Genomic DNA, 14,886 nt, shown 5'->3' on the forward strand with positions numbered 1-14,886 from the left:
TAGCGGGCCCTCTGGCACTCCATGCCTGGGCCGTCCGCGCCCCGCGGCTAGTGCCGCCCCCCCGCTCGCCCCCCCTCTCCCGGCGGCGGGGCCGCCCGCCCCCCCCGCTTCTCGGTGACCCCGCACGGCTTCCGTACGGCCCCCGTACGGCTCCCGTACGGCTCGTACACGGGCTCCCGCACGGCTCAGGCCGGTGCGGACCCAGGCCCAGGCCCCCGGACCCAGGCCCCCGTACGGTTTCAGGCGCCCGCGCCGCCCCTCACGGCTTCGAGTGGCCGGCCCTGCTGACCGCCTCCATCAGCCGCCCGGCCAGCGCCGTCGCGTCGGGACGGTGCCCGCGCTGCCCGAGGGTCAGCCGGTACCGCGTCCCGTTGACGGTCGCGACCATGCTGCCGCTCCCCGCGAACCACGGCCGCGCCGCCCGGACGGCGCGCAGCGGCGCGCTGTCGATCACCCGGCCGTAACTGGTCAGCAGCGCCAGCCTGCCGTCCTTGACCAGGATCTGGCCTGCCCTGGTGAGCGAGCGGGGCCACCGCTCGATCCGTACTCCGCGCACGTCGAACTCCGGTTCACCCATGGCGTTTGAGCCCCCTCCGTACCCGATCCCCGTACGTCCCCTCAAGGCAGTTTGCACAAGTATGCCGCCCGGCACCAGAGCGCATGGAGCGCACGCGCCAGAAGCCATTCCTATGGATACCCAAAGCAAGCGTTTACGCAGGTGGTAGCGGTACGGTGCGGCTGGGGGCCGGTGCGGGGACAGTGAGGAGCGGCGCGCATGAACGGGCGAGACACGGGCGGACGTCCGGAGGGGCCGACGGAACCGGCCGAATCGGCGGCAGCGGCGGGGTCCCCGGACGGGCCCGCCGCCGGGACCGCCGTGGGGCGAGCCACGCCGACCGTCGACGTGGACCGCAGCGACCCCGGCTACCGTGCCTGGCTCAAGGAGGCCGTACGCAAGGTCCAGGCCGACGCCAACCGGTCCGCCGACACGCATCTGCTGCGCTTCCCGCTGCCCGAGGAGTGGGGGATCGACCTCTACCTCAAGGACGAGTCCACGCACCCCACCGGGAGCCTCAAGCACCGGCTCGCCCGCTCGCTCTTCCTGTACGGCCTGTGCAACGGCTGGATCAGGCCCGGCAAGCCGGTCATCGAGGCGTCCAGCGGCTCGACGGCCGTCTCCGAGGCGTACTTCGCCAAGCTGATCGGCGTGCCGTTCATCGCCGTCATGCCGCGCACCACCAGCCGGGAGAAGTGCCGGCTGATCGAATTCCACGGCGGCCGGTGCCATTTCGTGGACGACGCGGGCACGATCTACGAGGAGTCGGCGGGGCTCGCCGAGCGCACCGGCGGCCACTACATGGACCAGTTCACCTACGCCGAGCGGGCCACCGACTGGCGCGGCAACAACAACATCGCCGAATCGATCTACCAGCAACTGCGGCTGGAGCGCTATCCGGAGCCCGCGTGGATCGTCGCCACGGCGGGCACGGGCGGCACCTCCGCGACCATCGCGCGCTATGTCCACTACATGCAGTTCGACACCCGGATCTGTGTGCCCGACCCCGAGAACTCCTGTTTCTTCGACGGCTGGACCCGCCACGACGACCGGGCCCGCAGCGACCGGGGCTCCCGGATCGAGGGCATCGGCCGGCCCCGGATGGAGCCCAGCTTCGTGCCCGGCGCCATCGACCGGATGATGAAGGTCCCTGACGCCGCGAGCGTCGCCGCCGTACGGGCGCTGGAGCGGGCCATCGGACGCAAGGCGGGCGGCTCCACCGGCACCGGGCTGTGGAGCGCCCTGAGGATCGTGGCGGAGATGGTCGCGCGGGGCAGCACCGGCAGCGTGGTCACCCTGCTCTGCGACCCGGGCGACCGCTATCTCGACAAGTACTACGCGGACGCCTGGCTCGCCGAACAGGGCCTGGACATCGCCCCGTACACACGGACCCTCGACCGCTTCCTGGAGACCGGGATCTGGCCGGACTGACCCCGCGCACACGCCCCCGCATACACGCCCCGCGCACGCACCCCCGCGCACGCACCCCCGCGCACGCACCGCCGCGCGCGTCAGCCGCGCAGCAGCCGGTCGACGGCCCGGCCGAACACCAGGCGCCCGGCGCCCGCGGTGAGCGGGTCGAGACCGCGGGGGAGCGGGCCGATCCGCAGCTCCTCCTCCCAGCGCACCCGGGCGGGGCCGCCGTGCCCGTCCCCCTCCGCGTCCTGACGTACGTGGATCTCCGCCCAGCCCGTGACGGCCCTGCCGCGCTTCTCCAGACGGCAGTGGCCGGGGCGGCCCGGCGCGGGCGGCTGCCAGACGACGACCTCCATCGGGTCGTCGAACGCGGCGCGCCCGAACCCGGTCCGCGCGACGAAGACCGTGCCGGTACGGGTCGGGCCCGGCGTCCTCACGGTGATCCGCGTCAGCGGCACCTGGGCGGCGTGGGCGGGCCAGTTCGTGAGCCGCCGCCACGCCTCGTCGGCGGAGAGCGGGGTGGCCCGGTCGATACGGAAGACGCTCATCCGGTGATCGTAGGCGGCGAGGAGCGCGAACCGCTGTGACGCCGCGTCAGCGCGCGCCCGGAGCCGCCGCCCCGGACACCTCACCCTGCGGGTCCTCGTCGCCCCGCGCGGACCCGTCGCCCGCCGCTGGCTCCTCCCGTTCGCCGGCCACCATCAGACCCGGCAGCACCTCGGCGATCTCCGCGCGGTCCCGCGCCGACAGCCCCGCGTCCGTCACCAGCGTGTCGACCTGGTCCAGCGTCGCGAAGGAACTCAGCCCCACCGTGCCCCACTTGGTGTGGTCGGCCACGACCACCACCCGGCGCGCGGAACGCACCAGCCGCCGGTTCGTCTCCGCCTCGCCCAGGTTGGGGGTGGAGAGCCCCGCCTCCACCGAGATGCCGTGCACCCCGAGGAAGAGCACATCGAAGTGGAGCGAGCGGATCGCCAGGTCGGCGACGGGGCCCACCAGCGAGTCCGACGGCGTCCGCACTCCGCCCGTCAGCACCACCATGGCCGCCCCCGGGCGGCCCGCGCCGCCCGGCTCCGTCTGCTGCGCCGTGTGGAACACGTCCGCGACCCGCAGCGAGTTCGTCACCACCGTCAGATCCGGCACGTCCAGCAGCAGATGCGCCAGCGCGTAGGTCGTCGTCCCGCCGGACAGCGCGATGGCGCTGCCGGGCACGACCATCGCCGCCGCGGCCCGCGCGATGTCCTGCTTGGCGGTCAGCTCCAGCGCCGACTTCGCCTCGAACCCCGGCTCGTGCGTACTCGCCTCCACCACCGGCACCGCACCGCCGTGCACCTTCTCCACGACGCCCTGCCGGGACAGCGCGTCCAGATCCCGGCGCACCGTCATGTCCGAGACGTTGAGCCTGCGGGTCAACTCGTTGACCCGCACACCACCCCGCCGACGCACCTCGTCCAGGATCAGCGCACGGCGCTGCTCCGCCAGAAGGTTCAGGTTGTCGCTCACCGCCGCGCCGGCCTTCCTGCTCGTCGTGGACCACAGCCGTGCACCGGCATCGCGCGCCCCCGTCCCTTCCCGTCGTGCGCCCCATCCTCCCACGGGGCACCGACAGCCGCCCCGGTGGCCGCAGAACGAGGGAGCCGGGGAGATTCGGTGACGGAGCGGCGCCGAACTGCCACAATCCGGGACTCTGAAGCCCCGCACGGTCCAACGGACCTGTTCCACCCCACCGTTCCCCGTCCGCCCACGCGAGAGAGAGCATCGAAGTGTCCTCACCAACAGCGGCGCCGCACGGCGGCGGAGCCGCACTCGAACTGCTGGTCCACGGCGTCGGCGGGGCCACCCCGCAGGAGATGCTCGACGACCCGCGCACGGTCAGGGTCACCGGAGACAAGACGGCCGCCGTCTACCGGCGGGCCGACGACGCCGAGGCCGAACAGCACCCGGAGGACTACCGCGACCGGCCGATCCCCGAGGCGTACTGCTGGTCCAACCTCACCTCGGGCAACGGCTCCCGCGCCCTGTGGCTCCTCCTCCTGCCCTTCATGGTGGTCAACCTCGCCCACTGGATGCGCCCGGCCACCCAGGGGCTCGGCAGGTCACAGCGGCTGTACGGCCTGCTGGTGCGCCTGGTCGCCCTCACCCTCACCGTGCTGCTCACCGCGGCGGCCTGCGAGGTCGCGCTCGATCTGACGGCATGGCAGTGCGCCGGCTCGGCGGCCTGCGTCGAACAGCGCTCCTGGCTCGGCTTCCTCTCGCCCGAGGCCCACGGCTGGTGGTCGCAGCCGGGCCGGCGCCTCGCCCTCGCCGCCGCCGTGCCCACCGCGCTGGTCGCCCTGCTGTGGTACCTCTCCAACCGGACGTGGAGCGCGTACGAGGCACAGCGCCCGCCCGTCCACGGCACCGCCGCCCCCGAACCGTCCGCCCGGGACGCGGCCGTCGCCGACGCCGCCCGCGCCGCCGGATCCGTCACCGACGACGGGCGGACGAAGGTGCGCCCCGCGCTCGGCCGGCCCGGCTTCTGGTACGGCCGCCGCCTCGTCGCCCGGCTGCGCGCCGCGCACACCGCCGCCGGGTTCCTCACCATCGCCGCCGCCCTCGTCGCTGCGGGCTCCGACCACGACCGGCGCGCCCGCGACGGAGCGCTCGCACCGTTCGGTCTGCTGCTCCAGGTGACGCTCGCCGCCGGTCTCGGCGTGGTGCTGTACGTGGTGTGCAGCAGAGGGCGCAGCGAGCGCCGCCGCGACGGCTCCCTCGACCGGATGGTGATCAACAGGCTGCCCACGGCATCGCTCGCCGTGCTCGCCCTGGCCGTGGTGTACGCGGGATGGTCCAGACCCGGCTGGGTCTCCTCGGGCCCCGTGCCCGGCAACCTCTCCTTCCGGGTGCTCGCGCTCGCCCAGGTCGCCCTGATCGTCGCCCTCGCCGTCACCGCCCATGTCCTGCACCGCCGCGCCGCCCAGCCGCGCACGGCGCTGCGCGGACTCGCCGGGCCCGCCGTCGCGATGCTCGCCTGCGCGCTGGCCGGGGTGATGACCGGCGGGGTAGCCCAGCGCGTCGCCGACTGGCTGGACGGCGACGCCACGCCCGGCATGGGCGGCGGCGCCATAGACGGCCCCCCGACGCTGCTGAGCTGGCAGGCGTCGGTCATCCCGCTGCTGCTCGTGCTGCTGGTGCTGCCCGTCATCGGGCTGTGCGTCCGTACCGTACGCACGGCGCGGGCGCTGACCCCCGCCGTGGAGAAGGAGTACGGCGAGAGCGCCGACGACTCCCCGCGCACCCGTCAGGTCGCCGGCGCCCGCGCCCGTGCCGAACTCACCGACTCCGTACCCCGGCTCGTCGGGCTGATCTCCGGAGCCGCCCTCTTCCTCGGCGCCGCCGCGGTCGCCGGATCCTGGATCAGCGGCCAGGTGCCGGGCAAGGCGATGCGGGGCACCTCACCGTTCCTGGAGTCCGTGGCGGAGACCGCGCAGGCGCTGGGCTCCTGGTTCGTGGGGCTCGGCTTCATACTGCTGGTCACCTGGGGCCGGCGGGCCTACCGCGACCCCTCGGCCCGCCGCACCATCGGCATCCTCTGGGACGTCGGTACGTTCTGGCCGCGCGCCGCCCACCCGTTCGCACCGCCCTGCTACGCCGAGCGCGCCGTCCCCGACCTCACCTGGCGCATCGCCTCCTGGACCGAGCGCACCGGCGGCCGGCTGGTCCTCTCCGGCCACTCGCAGGGCAGTGTGCTCGCCGCCGCCGCCATCTGGCAGCTCGCGCCCGCCACCCGCCACCGCGTCGCGCTGCTGACGTACGGCTCCCCGCTGGAGCGGCTGTACGGCCGCTGGTTCCCGGCGTACTTCGGCGCCCAGCAGCTCAGCGACCTGAGCGGGGAACTGCACTGCTGGCGCAATCTGTGGCGGGCCACCGACCCGATCGGCGGACCGGTGCGGGTGCCCGCCGACGGCGACGGCGCCGAGGTCGACCGGGGCCCGCTGAAGGACCCGCTCGCCTACGGCCGTACGGTGCTCCACCCGCTGCCCGAGCCGATCCTCGGCCACTCCGACTACCAGGCCGACCCGGTCTTCGCCGAGGAGCGCGCCGAACTCCTCGACCGGCTGCCACCGCTGCTCCCGCCGCAGCGCACCGACGGGACCCGGGTCCGGTTCGCCGCGCCGTCGGGGGACGGCGGCGCCGATCAGGGCAGTGCGGGCAGGTCGTCGGCGTAGAGCAGGGTCAGGTCGTCCGTGCTGGTCTCCGGGAGCTGGGCGACCCGGCCCGCGTGCCGCTCCACCATCGACTCGAACGTCTGGCGCGCGGTGCGGCCGTTGCCGAAGGCGGGCCCCTTCGGCAGCTCCGTGAAGTACGTGAGCAGGGCCTCGGCCGTCCCCTCGCCCAGCCGGTACTCCTGGTCCTCGGACTGCTGCTGCACGATCCGCAGCAGCTCCTCGGGGACGTAGTCGCTGAAGGTGATGGTCCGGGAGAAACGGGACGCCACACCGGGGTTGACGGTCAGGAACCGCTCCATCTCCGCGGTGTACCCGGCGACGATCACCACGACCGCGTCCCGATGGTCCTCCATCAGCTTCACCAGCGTGTCGATGGCCTCCTTGCCGAAGTCACGCCCGGAGTCCTCGGGGGAGAGCGCGTACGCCTCGTCGATGAAGAGCACACCGCCGCGCGCCCGGTCGAACGCCTCCTGCGTACGGATCGCCGTCGACCCGATGTGCTCGCCGACCAGATCCACCCGGGACACCTCGACGAGATGGCCGCGCTCCAGCACCCCGAGGGAGTGCAGGATCTCGCCGTACAGCCGGGCGACGGTCGTCTTGCCGGTGCCGGGGGAGCCGGTGAAGACGAGATGGCGGCGGACCGAGGCCGCCTTCAGGCCCGCCTCCTTGCGGCGCCGGCCGACCTCGATCATGTCGGTGAGCGCCCGTACCTCGCGCTTGACGCTGTCCAGACCGACCAGCGAGTCCAGTTCCCCGAGGACCTCCTCCGAGCCGCGCGCGGGCTCGGTGGTGGCGGTGACCCCGGGCGGTACGGCCGGGGCGGCCGGCGCGGGCACCGGCCCGAGCAGCCCCGGGGACTGGGTGGCCGTCAGCTTCGCCAGGGGCTCCGCGGACGGCGCCGGCGGGGCCAGGACGCCGCTCTCGTCGCTGGTGCAGTCCTCGGCGGTCGGCCCGTCCTCCGCGAAGTCGTACCCGCCGCGCGCGCAGCGCTCCGTACGGCAGCGGGTGAGCGTCGTACGGCAGCCGTCCATGACGTGGAAGCCGTACCCGCCGCTGCCCGTCACCCGGCAGTTGTGGAAGGTGCCCCGGCCCTCGGCGGAGACGTAGAAGCCCGCCTCGGTGGGCGAGGTGACCGTGCAGCGCTCGATCGTCGGGTCCGCGCCCTTGGTGACGATGACCCCGGTCTGCACGGCGTCGATGGTGCAGGAGCTGAGGGTGCCGCCGCTGCCGTGGTCACGGAACCAGGCGCCCGTGGACGCCTCCCTGATCCGGCAGTCGTCGAGCTGCGCGGTCGCCCCGTCGCTCACCGACACGGCCGTGTTGCGCACCTGGGAGATGTCGCTGTCCACGACGTCGGCGCGCGAGCCCCGGTCCAGGACGAAGAGCGCGTCCGGCACGTCGTGCAGCCGGCACGAGTCGAGCACGACGGTCGCGCCGTCGCTGACCCAGACCGCCGGGTAGTCGCCCGTGCTGTCGTGGATCTCGCACTGGTTGGCGTCGACGCGGGTGCCCGGGTCCCACACGGAGAGACCGTTGCGGCCGAAGCGGCGCACGGTGGAGCGGGTCAGCGTCAGCACCGAGCGCGAGCGCAGGTCGACCGCGTTCTCCGGGATGTCGTGGATGTCGCAGTCGGAGAGGGTGAGGGCCGCGTCCGTGTCCAGGGTTATCCCGTCCGCCGAGGTGCGGTGCACGGACGAGTCGGTGAGGTGGACCGTCGCGCGGGAGGCGATCTGCACCCCGGTGCCCTTGATCTCGTACACCTCGCAGCCGATCGCCTCCAGGCCGCTGCCCTCGCCGGTGACGGCCAGTCCGGAACCGGAGGCGTGGTGGACGCGGCACCGCTCCAGCCGGGGATGGGCGCCGCCGTGCACCGAGATGCCCGCCTGGCCGGCCGCCACGATCTCGCACTCCTCGAACACCCCGCCGGCGCCGTCGAGTACGGCTATGCCGACCCCGGCCGGATTGTCGACCGTGCACCGCCGCACGGTGGGGCGGGCCGCGCCGCGGACCTCCAGACCGGCCGCCGAACGGGTCACGATCCGCAGATCCGTCAGCTCCGGGGTGCCGTCCTCCACCAGCAGCGCGGGGGCGGTGGCGTCCTGGCCCTCCACGTAGAGCGCCTGGACGGTGGCCGAGGCGCGCACGATCAGCGGGACGCCGTCGAGCGGAGCGATCCGTACGGAACCCAGTGAGCCCTCCGCGCCCCGGAGCGTGACCGCCCGGGTGACGACGAGATTCTCCCGGTAGGTCCCGGGGGCGACGGTGAGGATGTCGCCGTCACCGGCGGCCTCCAGCGCCGCGGCGAGGGAGGCGTACTCGCCCGTGCGCCGCCGCCAACGCGATGTTCCGGTGTTGGTCACCTGGACCGTGCCCTGTGCCATGGCGTTGTTCTGTCCCCACCTCGTGCGTGTGCCCGTGTCGTGCCGTCCCGGGTGCCGGCCCCGGCCCCCGGTCAGTGCGGCGTACCGGGCGGCACCACCGTAGCGCGCGCGGCGCCGCCGGGTTGACGCGAACAGCAGGTCCGGAACGCCGCTTTCCGGCCGCGCCCCGGACATGGCGGACAACTTCCCGGTCACGCGGGGGCGTCCGTCCCGTTCCCCGGCCGTCACCGAGGGGGAGGAGCGGCCCTAACTGCCCGCCCCGGTACGCCCCCAGTCGGGACCGGCCGCGGCCCACGCGCGGTCGAGCCGCCGGTACCGCCGTTGTACGAGGCGCCATACGATCAGCCGCCTGACGCCCTCGACCAGCCCGGCGGCCAGGGTGGCGAAGCCCAGGCCGGCCAGGACCGCGTGGGCGCGGCCCGCCTCGGCGTTCATCGGGGCCCGTACGTACCGGCCCTGGCCGTCGGCCCAGATGGTGAAGGTGTCCCCGGCGTGGGGGGTGCGCAGCGAGGTGGGGACCGTGCCGCCGCGCGCCGTGCCGTCGGGCGCGCGCCAGGTCGCGACCACGCGGAGGCCCATGTTCTGCTCCGTGGCCGACTCCGCGTCGAACGCCGTCAGCGCCCGCCGCGGGGTGCTGGAGACGACCAGGGCGGAGGTTCTGTGCCGCTGCTCGTGCTGGACCCGTACCGTCTCCCGCAGCGCCGCGTCGACCCGCTTGCCGCCGAGCCAGCCGACCGCCGGCGCCGCCAGTGCCAGGAGCAGCACCGCCGTCAGCGCCACCCACGCCTCGGCCAGGTCGGTGCCCCGGCGCAGGGGGTTGCGCCGCCAGCGCCAGAGTCCCACCATGGTGCGCACGCGTCCGCGCCCCCTCTCCGTTCCCTCAGGGTCCTCCCCGTCCTTCCCCGTCCGTTCTGACCGGGGCGGGGCGCTCCACGCGCCGTCGGCGTGAAGAGAGAGCAAGCTCACTTCGATGGCCCATGCACCGACATCCGCCCGCCCGCTCAACGGACGGCCCTGTACGCCGTGTTCCCGTGGGCGCGGGGCGCCGCCGGGCGCAGGGGGCTTTTCGGCCGTGCGGAAGGCCGGCCGCGCGGGGTGGCGGAGGGGTTCCCTCCCGCCTCAACCGCTCCTGTGGTGCGGCCTCGTGGCGCGGGTCACTCCAGCACCGTCACCGGATCGCCCACCCGTACCGTGCCGGTCGACTCGGGGATCAGGTTCTGCCCGAAGACGAGCTTCCCGTCGAGGCGGCGGTGGCGGCCGAGCGTCCGCAGCGGTTCTCTGCCGCGTCGCGCCGTGCGCTGGTCGGTGGTGGTGATGACGCAGCGACCGCAGGGTTTGGCGACCCGGAAGGCGACCTCGCCGACGGCGAGCCGACGCCAGCCGTCCTCGGCCCACGCGTCCGTCCCCGTCACGACGACATTGGGCCGGAACCGGTCCATCGGCAGCGGTCCCTCGTCCGGGTGGTCGCCGTGGGCGATCAGGGTGTTGAGGGCGTCGAGCGACGCCGTGGTGGTGACGAGCAGCGGGAAGCCGTCGGCGAAGGAGACCGTCTCGCCGGGGCGGGCGAAGAGCGGGTCGACCGGGCGGCGTGTGGCCGGGTCGTCGAGATGGACGAGCCGGACCTCCTCCCCGAGGTACGCGCTCAGCCGGCGGTCCACCTCCCGCGCGGCCTCTCCTGCCGGGACCGATTCGACCTTCGCCCCGAAGATGTCCACCACGACGAGGTCCGCTCCGCGCGGCTCGGGAACCCCGACGACCACCGGCCCGACGCCGGGCCCGTGCAGCCGGATCCCGCCTCCCGGCAGCGGTTCCGCGTGGATCAGCGCCATCCCCGGACGCTGGCGCTGCGTGACCACCTTGCCCGTACGGTCGACCAGGGCCCAGCGGCGGTCGGCGGCGAGCCCCCAGGGCTCCACCACGGCGCTGCCGGGCGTACCGCCGGCCATGGACTTGACCGGGTGGACCCCCAGGGCGTGCACAACGGCGTGGAGCGGCTTCGGCATGGGGACATCCTGTCAGCCCCCGCCCGCACCGCGGATCCCGACCCGGCCCGTCGGGCGCCGGGCACCACCGCTCTCCCCGCCGCCCTTCTCATCCCTCCTGCTCTCATCCCTCCTGCCGATGCCTCCGCCCCGCAGGAGGGCCGTCTTGCGCGGGGGCTGTCTCAGTAACCCCGGCTCTGGTAGGGCCGGTTGTACGGGTCCTCGTACTGCTGCGGAGCCGCGGGCGCCGGGCGCGCCGCCGCCGGACGCATCGCCTCGTACCCCGTACCGGGCATCGGGCGCTGCGGCTGTGGCTGCGCGTACTGCTGGGGCGGGGCCGCCTGGTAGCCGCGGGGGGCCGCGGCCTGCTGCGGGATGTACGGGGCCGGAGCCTGCTGGAGCGGCATCGGCTGCGGCATCTGCTGCATGGGCTGCTGTTGCGGGTAGCCGCCTCCGTAGGACGGGGCGGACTGCGAGGGGCCCGACGGGAGGGCGGGCAGCGCGGCGGGCAGGGCCGGCAGATAGCTGTTGCCCGAGTCGTAGGCGGCGGGCACTCGGATCGGGGCGATCTGAGGCGTGCCCCGCTCCGCGACCAGAGAGTCGTAGATAGGGGTGTCCGGGAACGCCGGGGCGGTGTAGTAACCGCCGCCGTAGGTGGCGCGGGGGGAGGTCATGGAACATAAGTTAAGCCCAGGACGCGTCGGTTGGGGAGTCGGGAATGGTGGTTCTTTAGGGAGCTCTGGGTGGCTTCGCTTCCCCAATGCGAGCGAACTTGGGAAAATCGGTCGTCCTGACGCGTTGGGATCGTGTAAAAGGCAAGTTCGCGGGGGGTTACCAGTGGGTCCCGCGGTGTCCGCGCGGTCAACGGTGCCGTCGCGGCGGCGCCTCGATTAGGTTTGACGGGACCGAATCCTCGGATCTCAGCGATGCGCGATGGGGGCGAGCATGTCCATGCTTAAAGGAGCCAATCTTCCGGTGACGGCGTCCGCCGTTCGCGTCGAATTGGGATGGCGTTCAGGGCCGGGGGTGCCGGACGTCGACGCGTCGGCGCTCCTGCTCGTGTCCGGAAAGGTCCGCTCGGACGCCGACTTCGTCTTCTACAACCAGCCCCGGCACGCGTCCGGGGCCGTACACCACGACGGCAAGAAGCCCGGTGGAGCGGAGACCACCGACACGCTCGCGGTCGATCTCGCCCGGGTCGAACCCGCCGTCGAGCGGATCGTCCTCGCGGCCTCCGCCGACGGCGGCACCGTCGGCCGGGTGCCGGGGCTGCGCGTACGGGTGCTGGACGCGGCCTCCGGCGCCGAGATCGCGCGGTACGACTCCACGGACGCGACCGTGGAGACGGCGTTCGTCGTCGGCGAGCTGTACCGGAGGCAGGGGCAGTGGAAGTTCCGGGCCGTCGGCCAGGGCTACGACAGCGGACTCGCCGGGCTGGCAACGGACTTCGGTATCTCGGTCGACGACCCGGCCCCCGCGCCCGCCGCCCCGGCCCCCGCGCGGACGCCGCCCCGGTCCACGCCCGCCGCACCGCCCGCCCGGTCCGCGCCCCCGGCGCCGGCCCCGACGCAGGCACCGACCATGCCGTCCGTCTCCGTCCCTCCCGTTCCCGTCACGCCCCCGGCCTCGGCGCCCGCCCCGGCCCCGCAGACGCCGCCCACGGCGCCCGTACGCCTCAGCAAGATCACGCTGACGAAGGACGCGCCGTCCGTCTCGCTGGCCAAGCAGGGCGGAACCTCGGGCGCGATGCGGGTGAACCTCAACTGGCAGGTGCGTAAACAGTTCAAGGGCTGGGGCGCCAAACTCGGCCGCGCCGTCGCCATGCACGCGGATCTCGATCTCGACCTGTGCGCCCTCTACGAACTGACCGACGGCCGCAAAGGCGTGGTCCAGGCGCTCGGGAATGCCTTCGGCGCGCTCAACCAGCCCCCGTACATCCATCTCGACGGCGACGACCGCACCGGCGCCGTCTCCAGCGGCGAGAACCTCACCATCAACCTCGACCACAAGGACCGGCTGCGCCGCGTCGTCATCTTCGTCACCATCTACGAAGGTGCCCGCAGTTTCGCGGATCTCGACGCGACGGTCACCCTCCAGCCGCAGCACGGCGCCGCGATCGACTTCTCGCTCGGCGAATGCACGGTGGCCTCGACGGTCTGCTCACTCGCGCTGATCACCAATACCGGTTCCGACCTCGTCGTCCAGCGCGAGGCGCGTTTTCTCGTACCGGAACGCGGCGTCAGTCCGCAGCGCACCATCGATTACGCCTATGGCTGGGGCATGAACTGGACGCCCGGCAGGAAGTGACCTACGCCGCCGGTCGGGCGCCCCCGCCCGTCAGGGATCGGGGGCGGTCCGGGGCCGGCCGTACGTCCGTCCTTTCCAGGCCGCCCCGTGCCCCCGGTAGTGCCGCACCGCCGAGTCGACCGTCATCAGCAGGTAGAGGAACGCGGTGAACGGCAGCAGCGGCGCCAGCCACAGGGACAGCCGGTAGTACCGCAGTATCGGCACGTACGTCCCCGTCATCACCGCCCACGCCGCGAACCCCAGCCACCCCGCGGCCCCGTTCCCGCCGAAGACCCCCGCGAAGAGCGCCACGGGCGGCGTCAGATAGACCACCGCCATCCCCGCCACCACGCCCACGAGCAGCAGCGGATTGTGCCGGAGCTGCGCGTACGCGCTGCGCGAGACCATGCGCCACAGATCGGCCAGCCGCGGATACGGCCGCACACTGTCCACCCGCTCCGCCAGCCCCAGCCAGATCCGCCCGCCGCCCCGCCGCACCACCCGGGCCAGCGACACGTCGTCGATCACGGCCTGGCGGATCGACTCCGGCACCCGGGCGTCCACGGCCGTCTCCGTACGCAGCAGGACACAGCCGCCCGCCGCGGCCGAGGTCCTGGCGCCGGGCCGGTTGATCCAGCGGAACGGGTAGAGCTGCGCGAAGAAGTAGACGAACGCGGGGACGATCAGCTTCTCCCAGCCGCTCGTCACCCGCAGCCGCGCCATCTGCGAGACGAGATCGAACTCCCCCGACCGCGCGGACGCCACCAGCTCCCGCAGACTGTCCGGCTCATGGGCGATGTCCGCGTCCGTCAGCAGCAGATACTCGGGCTCGCGGGCGCGGGCCAGCGCGATGCCGTGCCGCAGCGCCCACAGCTTGCCCGTCCAGCCGGGCTCGGGCTCCCCGGGCGACGTCACGGTCAGCGGCAGCCCCCCGTAGCGCGCGGAGAGTTCGCCCGCCAGCGCGCCGGTCCCGTCCCGGCTGCCGTCGTCGACCAGGAAGATCTCCGCCGTGCCCGGATAGACCTGGGCCAGCAGCGACGGCAGCGACTCGGGCAGGACGGCGGCCTCGTCCCTGGCCGGTACGACGACGGCGACCGACGGCCAGCACCGCCCGTCGTCCCCCTCGGGACCCTTGAGACCGTCCCGGTACGCGTCATGACCGGGCAGCCGCTGATCCGTACGCCAGAAGAACCCCTGACCCAGCAACAGCCAGCCCCACGCGGCCAGCGAACCCACGGCGATCCAGACAACGGCGCTCATTCGCCGCAGTCTGCACCACTGAGGGAGGACCGCAAGGGCCGTCGACTATGGTGACCGGGTGAAGATCGCGCTCATGGACTCCGGCATTGGCCTTCTCGCGGCGGCGGACGCGGTACGGAGGCGGTGCCCCGACGCCGATCTCGTCCTTTCCTCGGACCCCGACTCGATGCCCTGGGGGCCCCGCACCCCCGAGGACGTCACCGAGCGGGCCCTCGCCGTCGCCCGTGCCGCGGCCGGACACCGGCCCGACGCCCTGATCGTCGCCTGCAACACCGCCTCCGTCCACGCGCTGCCCGCGCTCCGCGCGGAGCTGGAGCCGGGGCTGCCGGTCATCGGCACCGTTCCCGCGATCAAGCCGGCGGCGGCCGGCGGCGGCCCCGTCGCGATCTGGGCCACCCCGGCCACCACCGGCAGCCCGTACCAGCGCGGTCTGATCCGCGACTTCGCCTCCGCCGCCGAGGTCACCGAAGTGCCCTGCCCGGGGCTCGCGGACGCCGTGCAGCACGCCGACGAGGCGGCGATCGACGCCGCGGTGGCGAACGCCGCGGCGCTGACCCCCCGCGGCGTACGGGCCGTCGTCCTCGGCTGCACCCACTACGAACTGGTCGCCGGGCGCATCCTCGCCGCGGTCACCGGGGCCGGTCTGCCGGAGCCCGCGCTGTACGGCTCGGCCGACGCGGTCGCCGCGCAGGCGCTGCGCAGGACCGGCGCGGTCGCCGCCGGCTCGGGGCGCCCCGAGCCCGCGCCGCCGGGCGCCCCGGGGCGGGGCCCGGTGGGGCGGGGGGGGGGCGCGT

12 protein-coding genes are annotated in these 14,886 nt (G+C 73.9%); 4 read left to right on the forward strand and 8 right to left on the reverse strand.

From position 1 onward, the window contains the following. Positions 1-259: 259 nt before the first annotated feature. Complete coding sequence (locus ACFXPK_RS13435) at positions 260-577, reverse strand: hypothetical protein (RefSeq protein ID WP_384996385.1); 318 nt, start codon at positions 575-577, stop codon at positions 260-262. A 198-nt stretch (positions 578-775) separates the two neighbouring features. Here ACFXPK_RS13435 and ACFXPK_RS13440 point away from each other — a divergent pair, with 198 nt between their 5' ends. Next, positions 776-1,987 carry a PLP-dependent cysteine synthase family protein gene (locus ACFXPK_RS13440; RefSeq protein WP_385074824.1) on the forward strand — a complete coding sequence of 404 codons (1,212 nt, stop codon included), beginning with the start codon at positions 776-778 and terminating at the stop codon, positions 1,985-1,987. Between the two features lie 80 nt (positions 1,988-2,067). Here ACFXPK_RS13440 and ACFXPK_RS13445 read toward each other — a convergent pair whose 3' ends face one another. Together ACFXPK_RS13445 and ACFXPK_RS13450 are read right to left on the reverse strand one after the other, a co-directional pair. Further along, positions 2,068-2,520 (reverse strand): SRPBCC family protein, encoded by a 453-nt coding sequence (locus tag ACFXPK_RS13445; RefSeq protein WP_385074827.1) that lies wholly within the window; start codon positions 2,518-2,520, stop codon positions 2,068-2,070. Between the two features lie 46 nt (positions 2,521-2,566). After that, the gene (locus tag ACFXPK_RS13450; RefSeq protein ID WP_385074830.1) at positions 2,567-3,475 is read right to left on the reverse strand and encodes a DeoR/GlpR family DNA-binding transcription regulator; all 909 of its coding nucleotides are present in this window, start codon (positions 3,473-3,475) and stop codon (positions 2,567-2,569) included. A gap of 254 nt (positions 3,476-3,729) precedes the next feature. On the opposite strand from ACFXPK_RS13450, the gene ACFXPK_RS13455 reads away from it, so the two are divergent. Further along, complete coding sequence (locus ACFXPK_RS13455) at positions 3,730-6,180, forward strand: hypothetical protein (protein WP_385074911.1); 2,451 nt, start codon at positions 3,730-3,732, stop codon at positions 6,178-6,180. On the opposite strand, the gene ACFXPK_RS13460 is transcribed toward ACFXPK_RS13455, so the two are convergent. The 4 genes from ACFXPK_RS13460 to ACFXPK_RS13475 form a co-directional block, all read right to left on the reverse strand. Next, positions 6,150-8,564 (reverse strand): right-handed parallel beta-helix repeat-containing protein, encoded by a 2,415-nt coding sequence (locus tag ACFXPK_RS13460; RefSeq protein ID WP_385074834.1) that lies wholly within the window; start codon positions 8,562-8,564, stop codon positions 6,150-6,152. The genes ACFXPK_RS13455 and ACFXPK_RS13460 overlap by 31 nt on opposite strands. A gap of 246 nt (positions 8,565-8,810) precedes the next feature. After that, on the reverse strand, positions 8,811-9,410 hold the full coding sequence (locus ACFXPK_RS13465) for a hypothetical protein (RefSeq protein WP_385074914.1): 600 nt from the start codon (positions 9,408-9,410) through the stop codon (positions 8,811-8,813). Between the two features lie 308 nt (positions 9,411-9,718). After that, entirely contained in the window at positions 9,719-10,567 is an 849-nt protein-coding gene (locus ACFXPK_RS13470) for an MOSC domain-containing protein (protein WP_385074836.1), read from the reverse strand. A 161-nt stretch (positions 10,568-10,728) separates the two neighbouring features. Further along, entirely contained in the window at positions 10,729-11,220 is a 492-nt protein-coding gene (locus ACFXPK_RS13475) for a DUF6643 family protein (protein WP_384996399.1), read from the reverse strand. A 259-nt stretch (positions 11,221-11,479) separates the two neighbouring features. On the opposite strand from ACFXPK_RS13475, the gene ACFXPK_RS13480 reads away from it, so the two are divergent. Then, a complete protein-coding gene (locus ACFXPK_RS13480; protein WP_385074839.1) occupies positions 11,480-12,853 on the forward strand; it encodes a TerD family protein in 1,374 nt (457 codons plus the stop codon). Between the two features lie 30 nt (positions 12,854-12,883). Here the strand turns inward: ACFXPK_RS13480 and ACFXPK_RS13485 are convergent, their stop codons facing one another. After that, on the reverse strand, positions 12,884-14,092 hold the full coding sequence (locus ACFXPK_RS13485) for a glycosyltransferase (RefSeq protein ID WP_385074842.1): 1,209 nt from the start codon (positions 14,090-14,092) through the stop codon (positions 12,884-12,886). A 58-nt stretch (positions 14,093-14,150) separates the two neighbouring features. Here ACFXPK_RS13485 and ACFXPK_RS13490 point away from each other — a divergent pair. Further along, positions 14,151-14,886 (forward strand): glutamate racemase (locus tag ACFXPK_RS13490; RefSeq protein WP_385074845.1); only part of this gene is annotated, 736 nt, incomplete at its 3' end.

This window comes from Streptomyces sp. NPDC059142 (genome assembly GCF_042755665.1).
Classification (GTDB): Bacteria; Actinomycetota; Actinomycetes; order Streptomycetales; family Streptomycetaceae; genus Streptomyces.